Here is a 24,886-nt window from a genome sequence, read left to right on the forward strand (position 1 = left end):
AACGTAGGATCCTGCCCCCTCCGGCATCAGCCCCCAATATCTTCGGCCAGGGACCGGAACCCGGCACCGCGTTCCCGGATCGCCTCTACGATCTCCAAGAGGTCCTTCAGAGAACGCGCCAGGCGGTCATACTTGGTGACAGTGACAACGTCGCCGCCGCGGAGCTGCTCCAGCATTCTGTCCAGTTCCGGACGGGCGCGCCTCGATCCGCTTATCTTGTCCGCGAAAACCTTCTCGGCACCCGCTGCCGAAAGCGCATCCGTCTGTGAATCTAGGCTCTGATCGTCAGTGCTGACGCGGGCGTATCCAATGATCATGGTTCACTGTGACAAAAACCTGCCAAAACTGCAAAGGTTTTGCCGGGGGTTTTTGTCCCAGCTAAGCAGTTGATCCTGGGTAGGGCAGGGCGTTTGGACAAAAACGACCGTTTTTGACGCAACAGTTTTGGCATGGGGTTTGTGGCCGCAGTGCGGGACGAAACTGTTGTTCGCGGCTTCTAGTTTAGCGCGTTGCCAGCATCGGCAGTATGCGACCCCATTGCGTTTCTTTTGGCTGCCCCGACGGTTCAAATCCTAGCTTCCTGTAAACTGCAATCGCTCGTTCATTGTCCGGGTGAGGGTCGGTCGCGATCACCGGCGCACCGCCGTCAAAGAGAATGTTCATTCTCGCGCTAATGAACGCCGTCCCATGCCCAACTCCGATCATCTTGGGATCGCCGATGTATTGATCGATCCCTCGCGCACCCTTTGGAAGATGTGCAAAGTGATGCTCTTCCCACCCGTGGACGGAGTAATCCTGCATGAAGGCAAATGGACGCCCATCAACCAAGACGATCCAACGCGACACGCGAGGATCGCTTATTTCTTCCTCATCATACGGTTCGTCTGAATCCCACCATTCGCGGACATGTGACTGGGCCTGCCACTCTAACAGCATGGGCAGATCGCCCACCGTCACTTTGCGGAAATCGTATTTTCTGGCGGCTATCATTTTTACACTCTAGCACATCGCTTCACGGTCGGCGTGGGCTCGTTCGAGCCCTTCTCTGCACAGCAGGAAGTGCCAAAACTCAGGCGTTTTTGTCACCGGCGGAAACGACCGTTTTTGGCCCACAGGTTCTGTCAGGGGGGGTTGTCCGCTTGGCGGACGGAGCTGTCATTGGATTAGCTTCAGTCAGCGTCCGCTTGCGAGATATTTTGCCACAGGATCGTCGGTCCAGACTTGCACCTCGATATATTTTTCGAACTTTCGTTTGTGGTAGCGGTCATACGTCTCATCCACATCGCCGTCAGGCAAACCGTGTTCCGCCACGACGTCCGCGAGTTCATCCATGAAAAAGACGCGTTCATGATAAGGTTCGAGGGGGTCGGGCGGTAAGCCGTAGTCAGGGCCGAGCCGCATTGATACGAAGCTGTCAGGATAGGTGAAACTTACAGCCTTCTTGGGCAATGATCGCCAATCGAGCGTCACGGTTTCAGGGTCTGGATATAGCCCAGAAAACCAAGCGCATTCCCCTAGAACGAAGTAGTGAGGGGACTGTCTTTCTGGCTCGCCTCCGCGTGCTTCGAAAAGCCCGCGGAGCTTGGTTTCGGTCCTGCGTCGAAAATCCATGTATCGCTTGCCAAATATGCGCTTGTAGCCGGGGTTATCTGCCCTTCGCTGTTTCAACCCTTCGATGACTTCGCTCAGTTCATTCGGCTCTAAATCGCTCAAGTTCTGGAACGGGCGGTCGGTCTGAGAATGGTAGTGCGTGATGAAGTCAGGCAGATTCATGAGCGATCATTTCCAGGGTTCTTGAGGCTTCCTTAGCAGACGTTCGAAAGATTCGCAGCATCGCATCGGTCTCTCTGGGCTCCTTCCGGACCTTCGCCGCAGCGGCAGGATGTGCCAGAACCCAACCGTTTGTGTCACCGGCGGAAAGGACCGTTTTTGACATGCCGTTTCTGACAGGGGGTTTGTGTCCGGTGTGCGGGACGGAGCGAACGTTCGCTGCGCTATTCACGAGCGTCCGTTTCTCATGGCCATAACCATAGGCTACATGTCGCGAGGTCGCGCCTATGGGCTGCGTTCCGCGCAGGGTGGGTCAGGATCGACCCGCGTGTCGACCCTTGCGGGCGGCTGCGCTAGGTTTAGTGCGGCTATCGGAGACCGCCCATGCGCCTTCGCCTCGCCGCAATGTTCGTCGTTCTCGCAGAGCCGGTGTCCGCGCAGGACATGGCGCTCGACGCCTCGACCCTGCGCGCCGCGCTCGACTCCTTCGATGTGCCGGGCATCGCGGTGGCCATGCTTGCGGATTGCGCGCCCATGGCGACCGTTGAGGCCGGTCTTGCGGATGTCGCCGCGGGCGATCCGGTGACGCGCGACACCGCGTTCGAGGCCGCCTCGCTCTCAAAGCCGGTCTTTGCGCATATCGTGCTGCAACTCGCGGATGAGGGCGTCATCGATCTGGACCGCCCCATTGCCGAGATCATGCCCTATCCGCGCATCACCGACGCGCAGGCCTATGCCCGGATCACCCCGCGCATGGTGCTGACCCATCGGACGGGCTTGCCGAACTGGGCCGAAGCGGACGGCAGCTTCCGCTCGACCGCGCCCATCGCCTTCGACACGCCGCCCGGCACGGCCTACACCTATTCCGGCGAGGGGTTCGAACTCCTGCGCACGCTGGTCGAGCGGGAGACGGGCCAGAGCCTCGCGGCCCTGTTCGAGGCACGCCTGGGGATCTTGATGCCACACTCCTCGTTCGCGGGGCTGCCCGAAGGCGCCGCGCCCTCGCGCGGCTACGTCTCGGCCCGCGATCCCGGTGAGGGCCGTGCGCTCAGTTACGGCGGCGCGGCGGGCGGCTTGGTGACGACCGCATCCGATTACGCCGCCTTCCTCGGCTATGTCTGCCGCGAGGAGGGGCTCTCGGCCGCCATGCAGGCCGACATGCTGCGCCCCCAGTCACCCGTGCCACCCGGCCTCTGGTCTGGACCGGCCTCCTGGGGCCTCGGGTGGGCGGTGGTACAGATGGGCCCCGAGACCATCGTCGCCCATGACGGCAACAACGGCGCCTACCGCGCTCTGGCGGGGTTCCTCCCCGCCACGGGGCAGGGTTTCGTCTTCCTCAGCAACGGCCGCAACGGCGGCGACCTCATCGAGCAGATGGGATGAGGACCGCCGCCGCGGCCCTCTCGGTCGCCATCGCGCTCGGCACGCCGGAGCGGGCGGAGGAACCGTTCGATCCGTAGGCCGGCTTCGACGCTTTCTGGACCATCTTCGACGAACGCTACGCTCTGTTCGAGGTGAAACACGTCGATTGGGACGCCGTGTGGGCGGTCTACGCCCCGCGCGTCGATCCCGTGACGACGCATGCGGAACTCTTCACGCTCTTCGAGAGTGTGACCGATCTCCTGAACGACATCCACGTCAAGGTCGAATACACTCGCACGGGCCGTTTCGCCCGCTCTGGCGGACGCGGGCTGGGGATCGCCCCCTTCGATGCGGGCACTTTCTCGACCGACCATGCCGCGCTCGTGCCGGACTGCACGACGTGGCGCACCGGTGCTCCGTCGACGTAGCCTGGGCAGCCAACGCTGCCAGGGTTCAGTATCACCCGTCCATCCGGCAGAACGATGCGGCGCGGCAGGTGCGTGTGCCCGCAGAGCACGAGGCGCGCGTCGATCCGGTCCGCCTCGCCCGCAGGACGATCTTCCCCTCCGGCGAGACCGCCTCCCCCCCGACGCGGCTATGATCTGCGCGCTGTATGGATGTCTGGCTAGGAGAACGCGGTTCTTGGCGGTGTTACACGAAACACGGTCTTCGGGCCGGTCACGGGAAGCGATAAGCGTCGCGGGCAGACGCTAAGGCAGTTTCCACGCGGTCTGTCGCGCATCTGCACACGAGGTGATTGATCAATCCAGACCGAAGGGCTTAATAGATGACTCTACGTCATCGTTCGTATCGGAGCACTGACAATGTTGGACTTGTATTTCGACGGCACGCCGGGTGGCGGCTGGACTTGGGGCGACATCGAGGAGTTCGGGGCGACCGATCCGGCGTCCCTCCCCCAGTGGCAGCAGGATGCCATCGAGGACCTCTTCAACGAGATGCAGTACGATCCCCGGATCGCCGCGCTTCTCGACGCGTATGAGAACATTCCGAACCCGTCCCAACCGATCACCAACGCGGTGCTGAACCAGACCGTGCAGGTCGCGCAGGAGAACGCGGCGAACGGTCAGTACGACGGCTGGGTGGACCAGTTCGAGTGGGCGTCCGGGCATGCTGATGCCTGGTACGACGCCAATGGGTACGACGACCCCTATCTCGATTGGGGCTATTACGACAGCTACGACTACTTCTGGGCAGACGATTCGCCGAGCTGGTGGGCCGACGAATACGGGCTCTATTGACGCAAGTGCCGCTTCCGCACCACCTGCCGGTGGAGATCGGTGACGCGATTGCGTCCACCGTGTCCGAACTCTATCCCGGCGCGCCGGCAACGCTGCTCTACGGCTCGACTCTCTCTGGCGAGCGCAGCGCGCGGAGCGACATCGACCTCCTCGTGATTCTTGCGGGCGGAGACCGGATGGTTGAACGGCGCGTGCGCCGGGGCGGGCTCACCTTTCAGATCACCGCAATCCCGCGTCACGCGCTGCCGCATCTGCCGGGAGCGAGCCGCAAGGCAGGTCGGCAGGTTGGCCTTGTAGGGCTCGTGCATGGTCAGGTAGTACTAGGCGCGCTGCCGGAACTGGAAGACCTGCGGCGCCTCGCGGTAGATGCGTTCACCGAAGTGAACGCCGCCATGTCCCGTCAGTGGGAGCGCAATCTCCGCAAGGCGGTGGAGATGGCCGAGTCCGCCCTGGACAGGCCCGGCCCCGGCGGCACCGCATTGGCGCTGCGCGCGGTGGCGATGCTGATGGAGGCCGAGCTTCAGTCCCGCTCCCGGGACTATTTCAGCACCCGCAGCCGCCTGCGCGCTCTGGCCGAAGCGGAGCCCGATATCGTCGCCGACTACGCCCGGATCGCAGCGTCCGTCGCGGCAGGAGAGATGGAGCCCCTCGCCGGTGTTGCGCGGCGGCTCCTCAAAACGCTGCCACCCCCGCCCGATGACGAGATCGTCCGCAATGCACCGGTGGCCGTGTTTATGCGCTAGTAGGCGCGGGGCGGCCGCCGGCTTACTCCTGCCACCACGTAGCGATTTCCGGAAACGCGATCAGGAGCGCGAGGGCAAGTATCTTGATGCAGATGAAGGGGACCAGCGCCTTTAAGATATCGGCGAGGGAGATCTCGGGCGGGGCGACGGACTTGAGGTAGAACGCCGCCGGGCCGAAGGGGATGACCGGAAGCTCATATCCATGTTCATGGCGAAGAGCACCCGAAGCACACGGAACCTTAGACAAAGGATTTCACGATGAGCACGACGATCGGAATGGTCGGGAGGGCGATGCCGACCCAGTCGAGGAAGAGTCCCGGCGGGATTAGGGTCAGTGGACTTCGGTCTCACTCTAATACTTAGAGATCGCGTCACGGCAGGACGTCGGTGACACGGATCAGGAGCAGACGTTCCGACAAGTGCGCCCCAACTGAACCGCAAGGTGGAACAGGTCAGCCGTCGCAATAGCGTCCGTGCAAACTTGCGGAAAGCTCCCATGGGCGTGTCTAAATCCATACGGAACACGATGCCGCATCCGCAATACGGCCCGTCGAAGCCGACTTTCATGCGCTTTGCAGCATCCGGTACAGTGGGCTCGTTCCAGACCTTCTCCGCACCGCAGGATGTGCCAAAACTCAGCCGTTTCTGTCACCGGCGGAAACGACCGTTTTCCGCGTGCAGGTTTCGGCTAGGGGTTTATGGCACATCCAAGAGATGCTCGGCGTGTCCCGACCTATAAAGACGATATTCCGGTCCGTTCTTGCAGCGCTGCGATCATCTTTCTTCGTCGCGCCTTAACGAATGTTGGGAAGCGTTTCTTCAAGTCTTCGCGGTCGATTAGCGCCGCCTCTAGCGTCGCATCATCTACATCGGCCAAGTAGGTCTTTGGCTTGGCGTCCGTTTTGCTCCGATTCACATGCTGAGGCAGAAACCAAAGATTCCCGATGTCGTCGATCAGCGGGTCGTCGCCGTGCCTTGCGCGTGGAAAGATGTGATCCGTCTCAGCGACATTACGCGCATAGAGAGTTTTTCCATCTGTTTTGCCCTGCACCAAGGCCAGCGCCAGAGGGACGTGGTTCCCGAAAAGTTGGTTGTCCGCTCCCTCAATACGGGTTTTTGCTTTCACATAACGAGCTACGCGATCGTAAGGAAACTGCGCGGGAAGTCCTCCGAGCGCCTCGCGAATGAGACCGCCGGGACGACTGTCTGAATGCTTTGTCAGCACCCCAGAGAACGCGATCAGATAGATTGCGCGGCGCAGGTCCGCCCTCTCGGAGTTTGCAACGATGGGCTTCTTTTTTTCCGCGAGATAGTGAACTACCGGCACCAAACTGTTGAGACCGTTGAGTAACTTCACTGACCCCAACCGGCACTCGTCCTGAGCGAAGTCGATGGCTGAACGAATTGCGGCCGTCGTCTTATCATATGCCGCTTTTACCTTCTCAACGTTCTTCTCTTTGCGTAGCAGCCCAATGTCGAGGCGGGTGCCAAGGCCCGCCACAGAGAAGATGCAGCGGATCACAAAATCCGAATCAATCTTGATGCTGCTCTTGGAGTTTACGTCCTCGATGAACTTCGGCAGCGCGTCGGTCGCGTCTGGCCAGTGAAGGCGCAGCATTGATAGGATTAGGTCTGACCGCGTCAGGTTTATACCCTGCGTGTTGATCCGCATGAAGATTTCGAGAATATCGAAGACGGTTTTCCGCGAAGCATCGTCCTTCGTCAGACCCTCATCAATAACTTGCTCCTGCAGAAGGCCACGCCGATCAGTCATTATGGCGAGCGGTAGTCTAAGATTCTCAATCAAACGCTCTTCGTCTTCATCCCCAAGGTTGAATGCCTGATCCAATTCTTTACGCAGCGCTTTACCAGGAGCAGACTGTCCAGAGAAATCCGTTAGCGCGACATAGTGCGCAGGCACTGCCTCGTCGTCGTTGTCCCCGCGCGCCTGCGCGTTCCGCGCTTTTGCTTCATTTGAGGTCATGAATCGGAACGAGAACTTTTCCTCACTCGCATCGTCCGAACTGCGCCCGCTAAGGACGTCGAAGTGAAGTTTACGCCCATCAAGAGAACCGCGTAGGGCGATATAGAGCGATGTTAAGCGTTGCTGCCCGTCCAAAACCAACTGCACGGTCTCCCCGTCGTTAACCCTGTAGTCCGCCCGTGCTCCACGGCGATGCTTGGCGTCGAAGGTCCGGTACTGGATCGCCTCCGTCGTGTCCCACAGTAATACGACCCCAATAGGGTAGCCACGGAACAAGGAGTCGAAGAGCTTCTCGATCCTGTCCGCGTTCCACACGAAGTCCCTTTGGATCGCGGGCAACACGATGCGCCCCTTCTCGATGCCATCAAGCAGCGTGGATACGGACATGAAGATACCTCTAAGCTTCGATACGATGGGAAAACGAAGGCTACTTATGCGAACCTACGTTGGGAACATGATCTGTAACGCGAGATGACCGCCCCTGCACGACAAACTTGAGAGCACCGCTCCGGGACAAGCCTGGCAGACAGAACTCAACCGTTTGTGTCACCGGCGGAAAGGACCGTTTTTGACAATAGCAGTCCCGTTGCTGGAAAGTCTTCAGGCAGCAAATTCCGCTATCATGCGTGCCACTTCACCGAACCAAGTTCGAATCTCGTTTCCAGGATCAGTTTGGTTCAACCGGTCGGCGGTCATCCGGGCAACTACACCATTGTTTAGGGACGACTTCGCGTTGCGCATCTTCTTCCTGCGCTTGTCCTCTTCCAGACCCGCCCATGCTGCTCCGCCGCTCGCCAAATGAACAGCCTCCGCTACCAGTTGGGGCACATCGTCAAAGTCGTTGAACGGCGCCCCAAAAGCTACTGCCGCTCCATTCGCGGCGTAAAACTCGTTGATTGCTTCATGATGCAAGTAATTTTCAAGCTCACGCTTGTTCGTTACGACAGCGAGACATCCCGGTCGGCTGTTCACCGCCGCCATGTGGTCGTTATATTTGGGGTTGGCCGGTGGTTGGTTGTCCCGATCACATATGTGAAGCTCAGGGCGATTGAGGGCCTTTAACCGAGAACTCCAGACTGCCAAGTTGCTTCCGCCGAGAGGGATAAAGATGAGTTCTCCATCAACCTCGAGCTGTTCTAAGTCAGGAATATCCTCTCCCGCTGCACGAAGAATACGCGCCATTCCCGTTAGGAACGAGATGTCATGCGGGCCTTCTACGCCGACGAACACCTTGACGTTGTGATCCGGTAACACTCCAAGGGACTTGGCAATCTCTGCCGAAATCGCCGGGCTACCTTCATCGACGCTTCTTAACCCCGCATCATCACGTTGGATGAAGCGGACGTCACCTTCAGGCAGGTGCCGTGCCAGCATTGGAGTGTGTGTGGAGATGATCACTTGTCTTCCGTCTGCAGCTGCCAACTCTCTAAGAGCTTTAAGCAGCAAACGTTGATTTCTTGGGTGTTGGCTCGTTTCAGGTTCTTCAATCGCGTAGATGATGGAAGTGGAGTTCCGTTCCGCAGCGTTCTTTTCGGCCTGTGCGCGGAAAAAGTTGAGTAGGACTAATCGCTTTACCCCACTCCCGCGCTTATTTAGCGGTATTCCCTCGTCACCAGTGATGCTAGTGGAAAAAAGCGAGTCCCATTTTTTGGTCATAACAACAGGGTCGAGTGTCTCGGCGACAGACGCATCCATCTCCCGCAGCTTGTCCACGGTCGCCGCCGCAATTTTTTTGACCTCGGCTTCAACGTAGTCCTTAACCTCCTGCAATTTCGGTTCCACCGCCTTGATGGCTTCGCGAATAGCCGCCTTTAGGGGGTCTTGGGCTTCTGCGTCTTGGTCGGTGCTTGCCCGATCAGACTTGAATAGTGCGAATGTCGGCAGAAACTGCTGTAGTGCCGCCCATGCCTGCTTGCCTCCCTCCGCCTCGAGAGAGACCGGGACCTCAGCAAGTTGCAGGTCATCGCTTGAGGCCCAAATAGCTGATCTCACCGGCGCGTTTGCGCGCTTATCCACTTCCTTAAGGTCAACTCGCAACTCCTCGGCCCTCTTGGCGAGGTCAGCCTTCTTAAGAGCTAGAAGGTCGTTGTAGCCCTTGGCTGTAGGGTGTCGCGCTATGGCCTCAATAGCGGAGACCTTGGGGGTGGCGAGCGCTCCATTGTAGGTCTTCCGGACAACGAGCGTGCCGTTTTCGCTCAACAAATACTCGGAAGCGAGCGTGGTGGGAAATTCGGCGTCCACGACAATGGATTCAGGCAACCGATCAAACTCACAACTGATACGCATAAGCTTTGGATCGCCGTTCTTACTTGCATCATCCTTGTCCGGATTGGCCGTCTCAAAGAAGATCGCGAGCGCTTCCATCAAGGTCGACTTGCCAACGTCGTTGCGTCCAACCAATGCTGTAAGATCATCAAAGCGGACTGAAATAGGTGCGACGTAGCACCGGAAGTTCTCAACAGTCAGGCCAACAAGTCGCAATAATTACCCCTCCCAAATGCACCTCTAAGCTGAGACAGCCGGATCGGTTGGTCAATGAAAATAACGTGTTCACTCTTGTCGTCATCTACCTATGTATCCCCGCCTAAGAATTCCTCAGATAGACAGTCTTTGGTTCTAGTGGACTGTGCCCCGCTTCTGGCTCGGGCATTCCATGCCCGTCCGCGCGAAGCGCCGGGCCTGTCGGCGGGTGGCCTTCAGGTTGCCCACCGACAGGTCACCTTGAAACCGCCCCGCCCAGGATCACACCACAACAAAAAAGGCCCCCGCCTGCTGACGGGGGCCTCGATTGTTCGGCGGCGCGGGCTGCTACTCGGCGGCCATCCGGTCAGCCTGGGCGGTGCAGGCCATGATGTAATCCACGGCCTTCTGCGCCTCGGACGCAGCGCGGAAAATCGCACGGCTGTCTTCCTTCATCGCCTCAAGCCATCCTTCGACATAGGCCGCGCTCTGATCGAATTCAGGCTCCACTCCGATCTGCGCGCAAAGCATGCAGTTTCCGATTTCAGCAACCAGCTCCTCGAACGCGTAGGCCTTGCGGTCATTGAACCGGCCCAAACGGTCCAGCCGCTTTGTCGCCCCTGTCCAGTGGGTCAGCTCGTGCGCCAAGGTGCCGTAATATCCTGCCGCTCGATGGAACGTGCCAATCGGTGGCATGTGGATGCGGTCAGTTTTGATGTTGTAGTACGCGCGCGGCTCCTCGGTCACGTCGATCTGCGCGCCGGTCGCGGCAAAGAACGCCTCCAGCGCGGGGTCGGCCACGGTGCCAAGATCGCGGGGCGGATCGGGCAGGATGTAGAACTCGGCGGGCAAGCCCTCGATCTGATCAGCGTTGAACACGCGGTAGGCCTTGGCATAGGGGATCTGGCGTTCCTCGCCGTTCTCGTCCTCGCGCTCGACGGTGCCATATTTCACGACGGTGGCGGATTTCTCGCCCTTCCGGACATGGCCCCCAAGCTGCTTGGCCTGATTGAACGTCATCCAGCGGGCTGACCTGTAATCCTTAGCCATCGCTGTCGCCCAAAGCATCAGGATGTTGATGCCCCGATAAGCCTCGCCGTTGAACCGTTCCGGCAGGCTGACCCCGGCCCCGCCACCGGTCCACGGCTTGCGCCAGGGCGGCGTTCCCGCCTCGATCTGCGCGACGATCTGATTGGTGACATGGTTGTAGACGTCAAATTTCTCTGCGGTCATTTGTGACCCCCCTTCAAGTGACGCGGGCCGGGTCTCTTCCCCTTTCCGCCGATGGGCGGGCCTTCCTTCTCTGTTGTCTGGAATGCCCATGCATTCCGGACGGCAGAGCAGGTAAGGGCAAAGCCCGTCCTGCGGCCCGGCGGGGCCGTGACAACCGGGTGGAGGGCGTGAATTTGGGAGGGAACCGCGCGCCTGCGCGTGGGAGGAACCGGAATTCTCGACCGGAACCGACGCCGCAGGCGGCGCTTGCCGGTTTTCTCGGACCTGCCGGGATGGCAGGCGGATCAACAGGATTGGAAACTGTCAGGGTTGGGGTGAGCGGGCGTTAGCCCGTCGATCCCCTGCCCTGTCTATCGCTCAAAGCGAGACCGGCACACTGCCGGGATCACAGTCGTTGCATCACATCAATACGTGCGCTGGTCCGTGATCTCCTGATAGGTCACAATTCCAGCCTCAGCCAAAAAATCTTTGAGGCCCTGATACCTAGCTTTGTATTTAGGGGCCTTGATCGTCTTCGGACTAAACTGAAAACCCAACTCGGGGACCGGCTCGCCATCATGTTGCCGCCAAAACATTGGTGACAAGAGACCAAGCAAGGTGTTGGCAGTTGCCAACAAGCCTGTTGTCTCCCGTGTGTGAGCGTTGATTGCCAAACGTAGCGACCCCAAAGCAACGTCAACAACACTCGGGAAGTGAGATTGCCCTATCGCGGAATAGTGGAAGCCCGTGATGTTAGTGAGACGCATCTCAGGACTGTATGGCAGGCCGGTGATGCCCACGGTGAACTTGTCTCTTAGATGGGCATCGATGGCATTTCCCTCATCATTGAAGCGGTCGATCAGCACCAATCCCGCCCCGCCAAGCCGGTTCAGAATGCAATCAAAATGGTAGCAGACTGTGTTGATCCCGTTACGGCGTGCTGTATCTGGGTCTACGGCTATGTCGTGCAGGATCGTATAGACAACTAGGCGGGTTCCAAAACGGGCTGCCGTCTCAAGCACCGCTTGCTTCAACGCAATGAACTGTTCATGCGTGAACCCTTCTGGACCAGGATTGAATTTAAGCCGGTAGTCACGCGGAACGCCGTGTCTCGTTCGCAATTCATCAATTGCTGCAGAGAATTCTTTCGCGGTCGAACCGTCAATAATCAGTCCACCGTAAATCAGAAAGTCACCTGCCCGTTCTTCAAGGTTCGTCTCGTCGCAATAGAAAAGATGCAAAATGTTTCCTCCGAAGCGCCTGCTCCGCAATCGTAGTTTTACCGTAACTGATGGAACACTGGTGGCTGATCCGGCTTTCCATCGAACAGGATCACGCGCCCGTCGCTATCGTCTGGATCGTTGACCAAGACAAACGGCACCTCTGCCCCGTCCTTCTCATAGATGCAGCGGTATTTCATCTTGCCGTCGAGCGGATCGCGCACCTGGTCGTAGCGGTAGCTGTGCGGGATGCCCTTCTCGATCCAACCTTCAACACCTGCGGGCGTCACAAGAGATAACGGCTTTCCGTCCAGTAAGATCGTCTTTCCCACGTTGAATACTTCATACATTCGATCAGTCTCCTCTGTCGTTTCAGCGGGTTGCGTTACAGGCTGTGACCTTCGCCACGATCCATGTCCCGCGTGTTTTCGTTCTCGTCGTCACCGCGCTCTTGTGCGCGTTCGTCCTCGATCTCCAGCTTTTCGCGCGGCTTGTTCAGCACGTCCTTCAGGCGCTCGTTGACGGACAGCTTACGCGCCTCGCGCCCCGTGTCGCTCATGTTATGCTCGCCGTGACCATCCAGCTTGTGAACCGCTTCCTGACCATCGCGCCCGGCGTCTTTCTCCATGATCTCTTTCAGCCGCTCCCGCGCATAATTGCGGCCTTCCGGTTTCGGCGTGTCGTCACGGTCTTCTGACCGGCCCACGACGCGCGCCAACCGCTCCCGGAAGTCATCCGGGTTTCGGTCGCGGTCGCGATCTTTCGCGGTTGCGGCCCTGAGTGCTGCCAGACCGGCAGAGACGCGGCCCTGCCCGGCCTCGCGCTCGATGCCGTAGGTCTCGCGCGCCAATTCCAGCCGCGCGCGCATTTCGCGAAACGCGGCGCGTGCCTGGCGGGCGGCATGGACCACGGCACCGCGCTCGGTGACGGGTTTGTATTCCCGTCCCTGGCGCTCGGCCATCGCCTTGGCCCGGCGTTCCATGGAATTGGCGGCTGGCCCCAGCTTCAGCTCGGGGTCGCGGTCCAGCTCCTCCGCCGTCAGCTCGTCACCCCGTTCCAGCGCCGCCTCGCGCTGCGCCTCAAGCGACCGGTGATCGACGCGTTCCACCTCCCCTGCCCGCTCCAGAGCGCGGTTCTGCAACTCGGCCCAGAGGCCTCGCATCTGCTCGATCTCGACGCCACCGGTTTTCGCGGAATCGAGTACGCGGGTCTTGGTCGTGAAGCCATCCGCGTCCAGCTTGCGGGTGGAGGTCAGCACATGGGCGTGGTGATTGCGCTGATCGCCTTCCCGGTGCGGCGCATGGATCGCCACATCGACAGCCACGCCATAGCGGCTGACCAGCTCCTGGGCGAAGTCGCGGGTGATCTGCGACCGGTCCTCAGCACTGATCTCGGACGGCAGGGCCAGCTCCCACTCGCGGGCAGTGACGGAGTTGCGGCGGGTCTCGCTGGCCTCGACCTCATTCCAGAGGCGGGACCGATCCGTAGCCCAGTCCGGGGCGTCCTTCGGGGTCAGGATGAAGGTCTCTTCGATGCCCTGCTTGCGGGTGTAGTCGTGGACGCGGCCTTCGCGCTGGCACTCGATGCGCTCCCCGACACGGTAGGCTGCTGCCGCCGTGGCGGAACGCCCGGCGCTGCGTTTGATCGTCTTTACAGAGAGGTGGTAGCTGGCCATCCGCCCTCCTCTCTCAAAGGCGATAGTTGCCGCCGTGGCAGAGCGCCCAGCTCTTGGCTCGTGACAAGAGCTGAGGTGTTGGTGCAGAGTGGGGATGAAGCCCAACCTCTTCCGGTTCCCTTGGGAAAGGGCTTCGTCCTCCCTGTTGGGCGTAAGACGGTGGTTTTGGAGATCAGTGATCCAAGACCGCCGCAGCTTTGCGCAACCGTCTTTTCCCCGGAGGCCCGCGCCCCAAATCGCAGTGCGCGTTCGCACCGCTGGGGCTGGAGTGGAAAAGACAGCCCGGCTGAAGCGAGCCTCTGGCTCTCTGAGGCACGGGCTTGCCAGTGATCTGTCCCCATATCCCCAGCCTCATGGGGGGCGGGATATGGGGACAGATCACTGGCGGTTTGCCGGGGGCAAACCCGGTTCGTGTCGGCATCGCAAGGTCCGACGACATGAACCGCCCGCAAGGGAGACACCAACGGCAGACCGGCCCCCACCGTGGGGCATCGGGCGAGACGCTGGCGCGACGTTGCGGGACGCGATCCAACTGCCAAAGTTGGCCTTGGTGAGTTTGAGAGGCCGGGAGGGCCTTTCATTCCGGCGCGCATCGCGTCGGACGGAGTTCGCCATCGGCTGAGGCCCCGCCTCAAGGAGATCGCACGCAAATCTCGGAACCGCAGGTGGAGAGTTTGCATAAGTGCGCCCTTGTCCTTTACAGGTCTACGGGTAAGCGCTACCGATGGTTGTTGCAAGCCTAACCTTTACACCTGCCCCCTTTGAAGTGGATTCCCGAATTGGCCGAGACTGAGCTTGAACGCGCCGAGAAACGCTACGCCCAGGCCAAGGCCCGCCTGCAGGCCCTGAAGAACCGGGAAGCCACCAGACAGCGCAAGCTGGATACACGGCGCAAGGTGATCCTGGGCGGGGCGCTCATGGACCTGGCGGAACGGGATTCCAATGCTGCCGCCATGCTCGACCGGCTGATCCGTAACCTGTCCCGTGAACAGGACCGCAAAGCCTTCGCGGAATGGGATGCCCCCTCCCCTGCCCCTACCGATGAGGACGCGTCCTGATGCGGAGCGTGATGCTCGTCTTCGGGGGGCTGTTCCGCTTCTTCGGTCGGTTGATCTTCACACCCATCCTTCTGGGCTGGATGATCGGCGCTGTCCTGTTCGGGGCGATGCTCGGCTCTCTGGTGGCCACGCCGTTCATCTTCACCTTCTTCGATCAGACGCCCGGTGAAAGCGGCTGGCAATGGCTGGTCTTTGGTCCCTTCATGCTCATAGGCGCTGTCTTCGGGTTTCAGTACTGGCGCATGGCCTCCGGAGCTGATGCCTATTTCGGTCTGACCGGTGACAGCCACGGCTCGGCACGGTTTGCGAACCGCAAGGAGCTGAAGAAGCTGGAACGGGGCAAAGGGCAGGAAGATGCCGGGCTTCTGATCGGGCGCAATCCGCACACCGGGCGGTTGCTACGCTATGACGGCCCGGCCCATCTGATCACCCTCGCCCCGACACGGGCCGGGAAAGGCGTCGGCACCGTGATCCCGAACCTGCTGGCGGCGGAACGCTCGGTGCTGGTGATCGACCCAAAGGGCGAGAATGCTCGGATCGCGGGCGAGGCCCGGAGGCGGTTCGGTACGGTTCATGTCCTCGATCCGTTTGAGGTCAGCGGCCACCCCTCCGCCGCCTACAACCCGCTCGACCGGCTGACGCCGGACGGCCTCGATCTGGGCGAGGATGCCGCCTCCCTGACCGAGGCGCTGGTGATGGACCCGCCGGGACAGGTGACGGAAGCGCACTGGAACGAGGAAGCTAAAGCCATTCTCGGCGGTCTGATCATGTTCTGCGTCTGCCACGAGGACCGCGACCGCCGGTCCCTTGCCACCGTCCGGGAATATCTCACCCTGCCCCCGGAAAAGCTGCGCGCGCTTTTGGAGCTGATGCAGGACAGCGACGAGGCAGGCGGGCTGATCGCCCGCGCCGCCAACCGTTTCCTCGGCAAAGCGGATCGGGAAGCCGCCTCGGTCCTGTCCAACGCGCAGCGCCACACGCACTTCTTGGATTCGCCCCGGATCGCAAAGTGCCTCGCGCGGTCGGACTTTGCCTTCTCCGACCTGCGGCACCGGATCACCTCCGTCTTTCTGGTCCTGCCGCCCAACCGGATGGACGCCTACAGCCGCTGGCTGCGCCTTCTGGTCTCCCAGGCCCTTCAGGACATCGCACGGGACGCTGAGCGGCCTCAGGGCGCGTCAGAGGGCCGTTCTGAACGCCTCAAGGCCCCCACCCTCTTCCTCCTCGATGAATTCGCCGCCCTGGGCCGTCTGGAGGCCGTAGAGCGCGCCATGGGGCTGATGGCGGGATATGGGCTTCAGCTCTGGCCGATCCTGCAGGACATGAGCCAGCTCAAGGACCTCTATGGCGAGCGCGCTGGCACCTTCATTGCCAATGCCGGGGTGCAACAGGTCTTCGGGGTGAATGACTTCGAAACCGCGAAATGGCTGAGCCAGATGATCGGCCAGGAAACTGCCGGGTTCCAGACCGACAGCTTCAAGCCCGGCGATGGCCCCAGCTTCTCGAACAACCTCACGGGACGCGATCTGCTGACCCCCGATGAAATTATGCAGCTTCCGCCAGACCGCCAGCTCCTGCGCGTCCAGGGGCAGGCCACCGCCATCGCCCAAAAGCTGCGCTACTACGCTGATCCTGAATTTGCCGGGCTGTTCACGCCCGAAGCCCCATAACCCGAAAGCAATGCGCCATGTCTGACACGCCTGCCTCCCCTGCCCTGCTCTCGGACGATGATTTGCGCGAAACGCTCGATCTACTCGCCACGGCGGTCGCCAGCATCTCGGATCGGGTGGATGATCAGACACGGGCGCTCGACCGCGTGAACAAGACGGCGACGGAGGCCCGCTCTGCCGCTTTCGCGGCCCGCAAACAGACGGACCCGGAACACTACAGCGAGATTGTCGGCGCGACCATCGACGGCAGGATCGGTGATACCTTGGATCGCGTTGGCCAGATGGCTGGTGATCTGCTGCGGGCGTCCAACCATACCCAGGAGGTTCTCAGGAAGGCTGAGGATGCCAGGTCGGACACCATGCGCCAGCTTTGGGAACGGGAACAGAAGCTGGATCGCTTCAAGAGCCGTCTTCCATGGTTCGGTCTGGGTGCTGTCGTTCTGGCTCTTGTGCTGACGGTGACGTTTCCTCGTTTCTTAGCCAGCAACGCTTCCATGTGCGCTGTCCTTGGTGCCTCCTGGACCACGACGACCACAGGTGTCGATGCTTGTGTGTTCTACCAACTGTGACCGGTGAAGTGCTGATCGTGGTTAGCTCAAGTTGTGAAGTCGGGTGTTATATTTGTGTTAGAATCTGTGTTACGCGCCTTCAAAACCGGCTTAGATTTCTGAAAAATAAGAGATTTATCTGAATACTGGTAACTGATAACACGAACTTTGGTAACTGAAATCCTGCTTTTGGTAACTGATAACACGAATCTTGACTGCGGTAACTAAAACCACGAATGTCGACTCATGGTAACTGATAACACGAATGCCCTTGCCCCGCTCCTGCCTGATCGTCATCCGCAGCATGACCTGTTCATCTGTGATGTGGCCGACGCTGTCCTGAAGGACGTGATGCAACACATGGAGCATCCGTTCTATTCTCTCTCAAAGAAGCCGGAGACGACCATCAAGCGCTATGAGAATGGCGACAAGTGGCTACAGATTACGCCGAGCGTGAAGGGCCTGGCGACGATCTACGACAAGGACATTCTGATCTACTGTATCAGTCAGATCATGGCGAAGCTGAAGGAAGGAGAAGCCGTCTCTCCCCGCGTACGGATCAACTCCAGAGAGCTGCTGATCTTCACCAACCGGGGCACAAGTGGCCGGGAATACCAGTCCCTGCTTGATGCCCTTGATCGCCTCGAAGGGACGCGGATCAGGACGAACATTGTCACTGGCGATGAAGAGCAAGTCGATGGTTTTGGCCTGATCGATGCTTCCTCGATCCGCCGTAAGCACGGTCTGGACGGGCGTCTTCTATGGTGTGAAGTGAAGCTGTCAGATTGGGTGTTTAACGCAATCCGAAACGAAGAGGTACTGACCCTCCACCGGGACTACTTCCGCCTGCGCAAGCCCATTGAAAGACGGGTGTACGAGATCGCACGGAAGCATTGCGGGCAGCAGAAAACCTGGCGCATCACGCTGGCTAAGTTGCTGCTTAAGACTGGGTCACAAAGCCCACAGAAGCGTTTTCGGCAGATGATCCGGCAACTCGCAGAGCATGACCATTTGCCGGATTACCACGTCACCTTTGAAGATGAAGCCGACATGGTAGTGTTCACCAATCGCGGCACGATGTCTCCTGCCCAGCTTGTTGAAGGTAGTATTCCCCCGCTGCAGTCCGACACCTACGAAGAAGCGCGCCATGCAGCGCCCGGTTGGGACGTTCGTTTTCTGGAACGAGAGTGGCGCGACTGGTGTGTTGAGCCACCCCGAAACGCTGACCGCGCTTTCATTGGGTTTTGCCGAAAGTGGTTTGAGAAGCGAGGCAGGCCTTGAGATTAAAAACCGGTAACGGAAATCAAACCGGTAACAGATTTATTTCTGGTGTTGGATTTAATTCCGGTATGAGATATAAATCCGGTAACAACAAAGTGGCAGGATCGAGCAATGCCCGTCATCGTTATGGCAAGCCCCAAAGGTGGGGTTGGAAAATCGACATGCGCCGTTCTTCTGGCGTCTGAGTTCGCCCGCATGGGCGCAGATGTCACAGTGCTTGATTGTGACCCGAACAAATCTCTTACCCGGTGGGCATCTCATGGCGCACCTTCCGGTGTGACCTTGAAGAGCGATGTTGGTCGGTCAGAGATCGTTCCGACCATCCGGAGCGCGGATGGTGACGGCAAGATCGTGATTGTGGACCTCGAAGGGGTTGCCTCCCAGCTCGTCAGTCGCGCCATCTCCCAGGCGGATTTGGTGATTGTCCCGATGCAGCCGACAGCGCTGGACGCAGAGATCGGCTCTGAAGCGTTGGCGTTGGTTCGGGAAGAAGAAGAAGCGCTTGGGCGGTCAATCCGGCATGCTGTGGTGCTGACCAAGACCAGCGCAGCCGTCAAAAGCCGTGTCCAGAAGGAGTTGGAAGAACAACTCAACGGGGCAGGGATCGACGTGATCGAACCGTCGCTGGTCGCGCGCGCAGCGTTCTCGGAACTCTTTGCCTATGGGGGTGATCTGACAGCGATGATGAATGACCCGGAGATGGTTACGGGTGGCAAGGTAGATAAGGCGTTGGCAAACGCTCAGGCATTCACGGAGGCTGTTTATGAGCGGCTCAAATAGGCTTGCTGGGCTGAAAGCCCGTCCAAAAGGGACGACCGTTGAAGAAGTCCGGCGCGTAGACGAAGTTGGAGAGGCGAGGGGGTTTCTCGACCGGACGCCCCGCAAGAAGCCTGGGCGTAAACCTAGCCCACGAACCTGGCAACTTCACCCAAAGGTTCTCCCTGGGGTAGGGGAGGCGATCGCGGCTGAAGCCGAAAGGTTGGGAGTTACGCAAGGTCAACTAATTGAGCGGATGTGGGAACAGTATCAGCAGGGGTAACCTTATCCTGTGAAGCTGGCTACGAGAGGCGGAGCGCCCAACTTTGGCGGCCCGAGTGCTAACTCCATAGTTAACCGAACCTTTCCACATCCAAGGCGATAACTAGCCACACCGACAGCGTCAAACCCTGCAAATCTGTGGCGCGGCACGCCGCATGCGGTATCAGCTTCCAACGCATTTACCAAATGTGGTAGCTGTCCTCATCAATTTGATGCAGAGTGAAGCACGGAAGGAACAGGTTGTGGAAATTCAGAGCGAGACTGACAGCATGCCTAAGCGCCGTGTCACTGCCATGATCGACGAAGCAGACATATCGCAGCTCGAAGAAATTGCCCAGCGTCAGCGTGTGTCGCTTGCATGGGTCATTCGGGATGCCGTGGCGGGTTATCTGGCCGAAAAATCAGAAGAGAGCGGCAGTCTGCACGCAGCTTCGCACGCCGCGCGGAGTAGATAAGTGGAGACGTGCTCTAAAGAGAGATGCATAGAGCATGGTGTGCCTCGCCGGGGCTACGTGCTTTCGACAGTAGTGGAAGAAATCGCAGGGCCGAGCCGGACAGTAGTTGCGGGATTGCACAAGGCGTTCGCCAAATCACCCGAGCACATTGCTCCCCTTCTGAATGCTGTCGGTTCTGGTCGCTTCGAACGCGCAGCGTGGCTTTCTGTGTCTGCATGGTTCCTAGCCAGAATCAGCGGACGGTTCGTCTCTAACCCAACGCTGGAAGAAAGCCTCTCTTGGTTCATTGGGCGGCCTCACACCGAGAGCGAGCGCGATTTCTGGCAGGTGCAAGACACATGGCACAGGAGAGCCTTGGAATGTGTAGCTACGAAGCCCGGCCTCCACGCTCTCTTGCCCTACATCCTCGAAACTCACGGCCCAGGGTCACGGCTTAGCGTGCGGCGCGACCCCTCAACGATGAAGGCGCGAACGACGAAGAAAGCGGCTGGTGTCTTCTACACGCCGAGCGATGTGGCCGCGTTCATGGCACGCGAGGCCATCCGAAACACGAAGCAGTTGGATTCGATCAAGGTACTGGACCCAGCGGTTGGAACGGGCGTGTTTCTCCGGGCCGCACTAGCGGAGCTGCGGTTGAGAAGCCCGGCAGAGAACGGCTTCCAGATGGCACGTCGAAGCCTCTTCGGCTGCGACATTGACCCTGTTGCGCTTGATGGTGCCGCCAGCGTGCTTTTGGCCGACACGTTCAATGACGCGCTCACGGTAATGGGTTCCCCACTCGCTGCGTGGCAGGCGTTGCGAGATCGGTTGAAGCAATTCGATACACTGCTGATCGATCGGGAGATGCGCTCGCCGGAGCGAAGTGACCGCATGCACCTGGATGTGCTCTTTCCCGAGTGTTCAGACGGTTTCGATGTGGTGCTGGGTAATCCGCCCTACGCGGCCATTGGAGCGCGCCGGGACATGGCAGAACTCACAGCGCGATTTGCAACTATAGCCGCCAAACCTCGGCATACCGCTGATCTGTATCCGGTGTTCATAGAGCAGATGATGCAACTGGCGGCGAAGTCTGCGTCAGGGGCTATGGTTGTGCCGCTTTCACTCGCCTGCAATACGGGTTCGCAATTTGCCGCATGCCGCTCTCTGATGGAGCAGCAGCTTGGTACTTGGCGTTTCTCGTTCTTCGACCGGCAGCCGCACGCGCTTTTCGGAGAAGATGTGAAAACGAGAAATGCGATCCTGTTCTGGCGACGTGGTCGCACTGCCACACGCATCGAGACCGGCCCGCTGCGGAGATGGCGCGGGGATGACCGTGCTGCGATGCTCCAAAGGATCGATTTCACACCCATTCAGGGGGGTATTCGTTCAGGCATCCCCAAGCTCCATGGCGTTGACCAAGCAAAGGTTTGGGAACGTGTTCAGCGAGAGCGGGTTTGCCTGGGTCATCTTGTCTCTTCATGGGGAAGGACAACTCTTGACCAGGCACCAGGTGGCGCTTCCAGCGAGGTCTATGTCAGCCCAACGGCCTACAACTTCCTTGGAGTATCGCGCCCATTTCCACTGAAAACGGCAAGCGGCGAGGCGCTGTCCACGCATCCATTGATGCGATTGGAAGGGGAAACCGCTGAAGACGCGGCTGCAGCATTTGCGGTGTTGTCCAGCCGGTTCGCATACTGGTGGTGGTCAGTTGTGGGCGATGGATTTCACGTGAACCAGGGGAATCTTTCGCGGTTGCCCATCGGGCGATCTGCTTTGGCCGGTTCCCTTCACAAGCAGTTGGCCACGCTAGGCGATGCCATCTGGAACCAGGCGCGGAAACATCCGATCCGAAGCGTCAATCGGGGTAGGGTTTCCTATACATTTTCGGCGGCACATGCCGATGCCCTTCGACGCGAAGTTGACTGCCTACTGTTGGAGTCACTTGGACTTGATGCGTCGTTCGCAGACGAGCTGCACCATTTCACAAACTGTATCGCAGAAGCGCGTTTGCTGCCGCCTGCGAAAAGAACAACCAAGGGAAAATCGAGCATGACCAAGAAAATTCCACAAGAAATCAAAGATAAAAGTATCCTCACAAAGGAAGAGTGGCGCGAGTACACCAAGACGGTGTGGTCAATTGCTAATAAGGCGCGCCCTGATCACCCAGCAGTGTTCCCTGAGGAAATTCCCCATCGGCTTACCAAGCTGTTCAGCTTCTACGGAGAAAGTGTGCTTGATCCTTTCGCCGGGACCGGCACGACTGCGCGCGCAGCGATCCCGTTAGGTCGTCGCGCTATATGCGTTGATCAGAACCCTGAGTATGTGAACATCATCCAGACTGAATGCGCCAAACTCCGCAATGGGCATGCCGATGATTTTGTTCCTCTTGAGGCAGTCAAGGGTGACAGCCGGAACATGAGCTTCCTTCCCGACGACAGTGTCGGTCTGGTCGTCACTAGCCCCCCTTATTGGGACAAGGCCGACTATGGCGACGGCGGGAATAACCTCGGGAACATCACGAACTATCGGGAGTTTCTCGACGGCATTCGACCGGTCTTTCAAGAGTGCTACCGCGTCCTCGCGCCGGGTCGGAAGATTTGCCTCGTGACCGCAAACGTCAACCAACACACCGACAAGGGTCTGTTGACATTCCCGTTGGCGACAGACTTTGCCGTGCTGCTGCGCAGCCTCGGGTTCGTCATGATCAACGAGATCATCTGGTCGAAGGATGGCACAGGCGGCAAATGGGGCTCCTTTGGGGCGCAGCGTCCTATCTTTGGCAGCTATCCTTACCCACCAAACTTCCTATTCAAGAATGTCCATGAGTACGTTCTGATCTTCGCAAAGCCTGCCCTGACCAAAACAAAGGGTCCGAAGGTCAAACAATACAGCGATCTTATGGACGGGATTGAACAGGTTATACCTTTTGCACCAAACGGAGAGAACGACGAGCACCACATGCCAATGGTCGAGATGTAGGCATCTGGAGAGGCACCTATGTTTTACAACCAGCCATTGTCGATACGGTTTGGTACGGAGTTGCTCAAACACATCGATTCCAAAACGGGAATAGAGCCTTTCTGGGATAGCTTGGATATCGCAGTCGCTTGGGTGCGCGCGACGGGCATGGCCTATCTCTCCGATGCCCTCGCCCGGTTCCTCGGGCATGGTGGACAGCTTTGCTTCATAGTCGGGATCGATTTGCAGAATACTTCAAAGGAGGGGTTACAAGCGCTTCTTGATCTCGAAGCGCACGGTGCCAGCGAAACCTACGTCTATCACAACGAGGCAGGCAGTGTATTCCATCCGAAGCTTTATCTGTTTCGCAACGAGGAAGAAGCCAGGCTGATCGTTGGATCGAACAACCTTACCGCTGCCGGGCTTTATACCAACGTAGAGGCGGGGCTTCAGCTCGATACCAAACTGACGGACAACGTGATCGTGGATGCTGTGGATGCGCTGGCGTCTTGGCGCGACACCTCAACAGACCTTGCCGTTCGTCTCGACCAACCCTTCCTAAATTTACTGTATTCGGAAGGATATGTGAAGGATGAGGCGAACACTCGACCACCCAAGAGGTCAGGAACCAAGCCAGGAGGTGGAGCAGCCGCCAAACTATTTGGTACGCGGTCTTATTCTGCTCCAGCCAAACCGGCTGTTACCACGACAGGAGCCGCCACGGTCGCTTCATCAACGCAGCCAACCTCCACGGCACAGCCGACAGCGGCAGCCCCTATGGGCACAGTTGTCTTGATGCGTCTTCGTAAGGCGCGTGGCACGCAGACTCAGATTCCGTTTCGAGTGGCAGGCACCTTCCTCAAAGGTGTGACAAATGTTGTCAGTGCGCAATCTGGAGTGACGCATGGGATTAACCCAGCTCAGGCGCACGGAAACCCAAACACGATCAAGCTCGAAATTCCTGAGCTTCGGCACCACACGGACACCTATGCACGCTTCGAGAAGACCTCGGCAGGTGTTGTCTACGAAGTGCACGACATCGGAACCCCTAAAGGCAACCAAATCAAAGCAATTCTAGATGCCGGGTTTAGCACGGGCGACACACAAACCAGTATCAGCGACGCCTCTAGAGCAACATGGTGGAGATATATCTAAGATCGATCTCTCGAGCGTTCATATCGCTCTAAGCGCTTGAGCTATGACCAAGCGCAAGAACTCTATACGCGGCGCACCGTTCTTTCGCTAACTTTGAAGAGCCGCGCAATCTCATTGATTGCGCGGCTCTCTTCATCGCGCATGCGAAGCACCTCCACCTTCTGTGCTGCTGACAGGGCAGGGGGCCTGCCACCAATCCGACCTCGTTTGCGGGCTGAAGCCAGTCCTTCCCTGGTCCGTTCCGAAATCCTCTCGCGCTCAAACTGGGCGATTGAGGCGAAGACATGAAACACGAGACGGCCCGCCGGCGTCGTCGTGTCAATATGGGGTCTGATGCCGGAGGGGGCAGAATCCTACGCTAAGGCTGAGTTTTGGCCGGATTTCGCTGCAGCGTCCTGTAGACGGTCGGTCTTGAGACGGCAAAGAGCTCAGCGAGATCGCTGATGGAATATTCGCCGGAGGCGTGCATCCGGCTCAGTTCTTTTTGTTGTTTTTCCGAGAGTTTCGGCTGCTTTCCCCGAAGCTTGCCCCTGGCTCGGGCGATGGCCATACCTTCGCGGGTACGCATGCGGATGAGGTCGGCCTCGAACTCGGCGAAGGTGGCGAGGATGTTGAAGAACATCTTTCCCATCGGGTCGGTCGGATCGTAGACCGATGCGCCGAGGGCAAGCTTGACGCCCTTCTTTTCCAACTGATCCGCGATGGCCCGTGCGTCCGGGACCGAGCGCGCAAGGCGATCGAGTTTCGGCACGACCAGCACGTCGCCTTCTCGCACAGCAGCAAGCGCTTGGTCGAGACCGGGGCGGGCGCGGTTCGTGCCGGTCAGGCCATGGTCCGTGTAGATGCGGTCTACGGTGACCCCAAGCTCTGCAAGGGCAGCACGTTGCGCTGTCAGGTCCTGACGGTCGGTGGAGCAGCGGGCATAGCCAATTTTGGTCACGGTCATGTAGCGAGTGTACGGATAAGGGGCGGCATGTGCGAATCAAATCGTACCATCTATACGAGATAGGATGGAGTGCGGTTTCCTTACCGCTCCCAACCCTCTCGACACATGTCCGC

The 24,886-nt window shown here is 59.1% G+C and carries 21 protein-coding genes and 3 pseudogenes; 12 read left to right on the top strand and 12 right to left on the bottom strand.

Annotation, left to right across the window (positions count from 1 at the left end; all coding sequences use genetic code 11):
- Positions 1-35: 35 nt before the first annotated feature.
- From D6860_RS16340 to D6860_RS16350, 3 genes and pseudogenes are all read right to left on the bottom strand, one after another.
- A pseudogene (locus D6860_RS16340) lies at positions 36-317 on the bottom strand (recombinase family protein); the annotation flags it as partial.
- 184 nt (positions 318-501) lie between these two features.
- The gene (locus D6860_RS16345) at positions 502-990 is read right to left on the bottom strand and encodes a GNAT family N-acetyltransferase (protein ID WP_076625740.1); all 489 of its coding nucleotides are present in this window, start codon (positions 988-990) and stop codon (positions 502-504) included.
- A gap of 183 nt (positions 991-1,173) precedes the next feature.
- Positions 1,174-1,773, bottom strand: coding sequence for a hypothetical protein (locus D6860_RS16350; RefSeq protein WP_128549265.1), 600 nt, complete (start codon positions 1,771-1,773; stop codon positions 1,174-1,176).
- A 381-nt stretch (positions 1,774-2,154) separates the two neighbouring features.
- Here D6860_RS16350 and D6860_RS16355 point away from each other — a divergent pair, with 381 nt between their 5' ends.
- From D6860_RS16355 to D6860_RS16370, 4 genes and pseudogenes are all read left to right on the top strand, one after another.
- Positions 2,155-3,153, top strand: coding sequence for a serine hydrolase domain-containing protein (locus D6860_RS16355; RefSeq protein ID WP_076625741.1), 999 nt, complete (start codon positions 2,155-2,157; stop codon positions 3,151-3,153).
- A gap of 95 nt (positions 3,154-3,248) precedes the next feature.
- Positions 3,249-3,560 (top strand): annotated as a pseudogene (locus D6860_RS16360) (hypothetical protein); the annotation flags it as partial.
- Between the two features lie 396 nt (positions 3,561-3,956).
- Positions 3,957-4,391 (top strand): hypothetical protein, encoded by a 435-nt coding sequence (locus tag D6860_RS16365; protein WP_128549266.1) that lies wholly within the window; start codon positions 3,957-3,959, stop codon positions 4,389-4,391.
- Positions 4,388-5,134, top strand: coding sequence for a nucleotidyltransferase domain-containing protein (locus D6860_RS16370; RefSeq protein WP_128549267.1), 747 nt, complete (start codon positions 4,388-4,390; stop codon positions 5,132-5,134). The genes D6860_RS16365 and D6860_RS16370 overlap by 4 nt, the downstream gene beginning before the upstream one ends.
- A gap of 22 nt (positions 5,135-5,156) precedes the next feature.
- Here D6860_RS16370 and D6860_RS16375 read toward each other — a convergent pair.
- The 7 genes and pseudogenes from D6860_RS16375 to mobQ form a co-directional block, all read right to left on the bottom strand.
- Positions 5,157-5,451: pseudogene (locus tag D6860_RS16375) on the bottom strand (TRAP transporter large permease subunit); the annotation flags it as partial.
- Between the two features lie 416 nt (positions 5,452-5,867).
- Complete coding sequence (locus D6860_RS16380; RefSeq protein ID WP_076625746.1) at positions 5,868-7,505, bottom strand: DUF262 domain-containing protein; 1,638 nt, start codon at positions 7,503-7,505, stop codon at positions 5,868-5,870.
- 213 nt (positions 7,506-7,718) lie between these two features.
- On the bottom strand, positions 7,719-9,599 hold the full coding sequence (locus tag D6860_RS16385; RefSeq protein WP_076625747.1) for an ATP-binding protein: 1,881 nt from the start codon (positions 9,597-9,599) through the stop codon (positions 7,719-7,721).
- 327 nt (positions 9,600-9,926) lie between these two features.
- On the bottom strand, positions 9,927-10,811 hold the full coding sequence (locus D6860_RS16390) for an ArdC family protein (protein WP_076625748.1): 885 nt from the start codon (positions 10,809-10,811) through the stop codon (positions 9,927-9,929).
- 404 nt (positions 10,812-11,215) lie between these two features.
- Positions 11,216-12,031, bottom strand: coding sequence for a DUF3800 domain-containing protein (locus D6860_RS16395; RefSeq protein WP_076625749.1), 816 nt, complete (start codon positions 12,029-12,031; stop codon positions 11,216-11,218).
- Between the two features lie 38 nt (positions 12,032-12,069).
- Entirely contained in the window at positions 12,070-12,360 is a 291-nt protein-coding gene (locus tag D6860_RS16400; RefSeq protein ID WP_076625750.1) for a hypothetical protein, read from the bottom strand.
- Between the two features lie 35 nt (positions 12,361-12,395).
- Positions 12,396-13,685 (bottom strand): MobQ family relaxase, encoded by a 1,290-nt coding sequence (gene mobQ / locus D6860_RS16405; protein WP_076625751.1) that lies wholly within the window; start codon positions 13,683-13,685, stop codon positions 12,396-12,398.
- Positions 13,686-14,464: 779 nt separating this feature from the next.
- On the opposite strand from mobQ, the gene D6860_RS16415 reads away from it, so the two are divergent.
- The 8 genes from D6860_RS16415 (at position 14,465) to D6860_RS16455 (ending at position 23,827) form a co-directional block, all read left to right on the top strand.
- Positions 14,465-14,743 (top strand): mobilization protein, encoded by a 279-nt coding sequence (locus tag D6860_RS16415; RefSeq protein WP_076625752.1) that lies wholly within the window; start codon positions 14,465-14,467, stop codon positions 14,741-14,743.
- A 107-nt stretch (positions 14,744-14,850) separates the two neighbouring features.
- Positions 14,851-16,413, top strand: a complete 1,563-nt coding sequence (locus tag D6860_RS16420; RefSeq protein ID WP_254681416.1) for a type IV secretory system conjugative DNA transfer family protein — start codon at positions 14,851-14,853, stop codon at positions 16,411-16,413.
- A 17-nt stretch (positions 16,414-16,430) separates the two neighbouring features.
- On the top strand, positions 16,431-16,982 hold the full coding sequence (locus D6860_RS16425; protein ID WP_076625754.1) for a hypothetical protein: 552 nt from the start codon (positions 16,431-16,433) through the stop codon (positions 16,980-16,982).
- Positions 16,983-17,207: 225 nt separating this feature from the next.
- Positions 17,208-18,242 carry a replication initiator protein A gene (locus tag D6860_RS16430; RefSeq protein ID WP_076625755.1) on the top strand — a complete coding sequence of 345 codons (1,035 nt, stop codon included), beginning with the start codon at positions 17,208-17,210 and terminating at the stop codon, positions 18,240-18,242.
- A 111-nt stretch (positions 18,243-18,353) separates the two neighbouring features.
- The gene (locus D6860_RS16435) at positions 18,354-19,022 is read left to right on the top strand and encodes a ParA family protein (protein WP_076625756.1); all 669 of its coding nucleotides are present in this window, start codon (positions 18,354-18,356) and stop codon (positions 19,020-19,022) included.
- A gap of 413 nt (positions 19,023-19,435) precedes the next feature.
- Positions 19,436-19,735 (top strand): ribbon-helix-helix protein, CopG family, encoded by a 300-nt coding sequence (locus tag D6860_RS16445; RefSeq protein WP_083697982.1) that lies wholly within the window; start codon positions 19,436-19,438, stop codon positions 19,733-19,735.
- A gap of 459 nt (positions 19,736-20,194) precedes the next feature.
- Complete coding sequence (locus D6860_RS16450; protein WP_128549268.1) at positions 20,195-22,693, top strand: DNA methyltransferase; 2,499 nt, start codon at positions 20,195-20,197, stop codon at positions 22,691-22,693.
- Positions 22,694-22,711: 18 nt separating this feature from the next.
- Complete coding sequence (locus D6860_RS16455) at positions 22,712-23,827, top strand: phospholipase D-like domain-containing protein (protein ID WP_076625760.1); 1,116 nt, start codon at positions 22,712-22,714, stop codon at positions 23,825-23,827.
- Between the two features lie 62 nt (positions 23,828-23,889).
- Here D6860_RS16455 and D6860_RS16460 read toward each other — a convergent pair whose 3' ends face one another.
- The gene (locus tag D6860_RS16460; protein ID WP_229743378.1) at positions 23,890-24,120 is read right to left on the bottom strand and encodes a recombinase family protein; all 231 of its coding nucleotides are present in this window, start codon (positions 24,118-24,120) and stop codon (positions 23,890-23,892) included.
- A gap of 65 nt (positions 24,121-24,185) precedes the next feature.
- Entirely contained in the window at positions 24,186-24,773 is a 588-nt protein-coding gene (locus D6860_RS16465; protein ID WP_076625761.1) for a recombinase family protein, read from the bottom strand.
- Positions 24,774-24,886: the final 113 nt, after the last annotated feature.

Source organism: Salipiger sp. D13, from assembly GCF_003703915.1.
GTDB classification, from domain to species: domain Bacteria; phylum Pseudomonadota; class Alphaproteobacteria; order Rhodobacterales; family Rhodobacteraceae; genus Salipiger; species Salipiger profundus.

Bases quoted from the DNA above. Each gene is read 5' to 3' on its own strand.
- D6860_RS16345 (WP_076625740.1), bottom strand. From the start codon at position 990: ATGATAGCCGCCAGAAAATACGATTTCCGCAAAGTGACGGTGGGCGAT.
- D6860_RS16350 (WP_128549265.1), bottom strand. From the start codon at position 1,773: ATGAATCTGCCTGACTTCATCACGCACTACCATTCTCAGACCGACCGC.
- D6860_RS16355 (WP_076625741.1), top strand. From the start codon at position 2,155: ATGCGCCTTCGCCTCGCCGCAATGTTCGTCGTTCTCGCAGAGCCGGTG.
- D6860_RS16365 (WP_128549266.1), top strand. From the start codon at position 3,957: ATGTTGGACTTGTATTTCGACGGCACGCCGGGTGGCGGCTGGACTTGG.
- D6860_RS16380 (WP_076625746.1), bottom strand. From the start codon at position 7,505: ATGTCCGTATCCACGCTGCTTGATGGCATCGAGAAGGGGCGCATCGTG.
- D6860_RS16390 (WP_076625748.1), bottom strand. From the start codon at position 10,811: ATGACCGCAGAGAAATTTGACGTCTACAACCATGTCACCAATCAGATC.
- D6860_RS16400 (WP_076625750.1), bottom strand. From the start codon at position 12,360: ATGTATGAAGTATTCAACGTGGGAAAGACGATCTTACTGGACGGAAAG.
- mobQ (WP_076625751.1), bottom strand. From the start codon at position 13,685: ATGGCCAGCTACCACCTCTCTGTAAAGACGATCAAACGCAGCGCCGGG.
- D6860_RS16420 (WP_254681416.1), top strand. From the start codon at position 14,851: ATGCTCGGCTCTCTGGTGGCCACGCCGTTCATCTTCACCTTCTTCGAT.
- D6860_RS16425 (WP_076625754.1), top strand. From the start codon at position 16,431: ATGTCTGACACGCCTGCCTCCCCTGCCCTGCTCTCGGACGATGATTTG.
- D6860_RS16430 (WP_076625755.1), top strand. From the start codon at position 17,208: ATGGTAACTGATAACACGAATGCCCTTGCCCCGCTCCTGCCTGATCGT.
- D6860_RS16435 (WP_076625756.1), top strand. From the start codon at position 18,354: ATGCCCGTCATCGTTATGGCAAGCCCCAAAGGTGGGGTTGGAAAATCG.
- D6860_RS16445 (WP_083697982.1), top strand. From the start codon at position 19,436: ATGCGGTATCAGCTTCCAACGCATTTACCAAATGTGGTAGCTGTCCTC.
- D6860_RS16450 (WP_128549268.1), top strand. From the start codon at position 20,195: ATGAAGGCGCGAACGACGAAGAAAGCGGCTGGTGTCTTCTACACGCCG.
- D6860_RS16455 (WP_076625760.1), top strand. From the start codon at position 22,712: ATGTTTTACAACCAGCCATTGTCGATACGGTTTGGTACGGAGTTGCTC.
- D6860_RS16465 (WP_076625761.1), bottom strand. From the start codon at position 24,773: ATGACCGTGACCAAAATTGGCTATGCCCGCTGCTCCACCGACCGTCAG.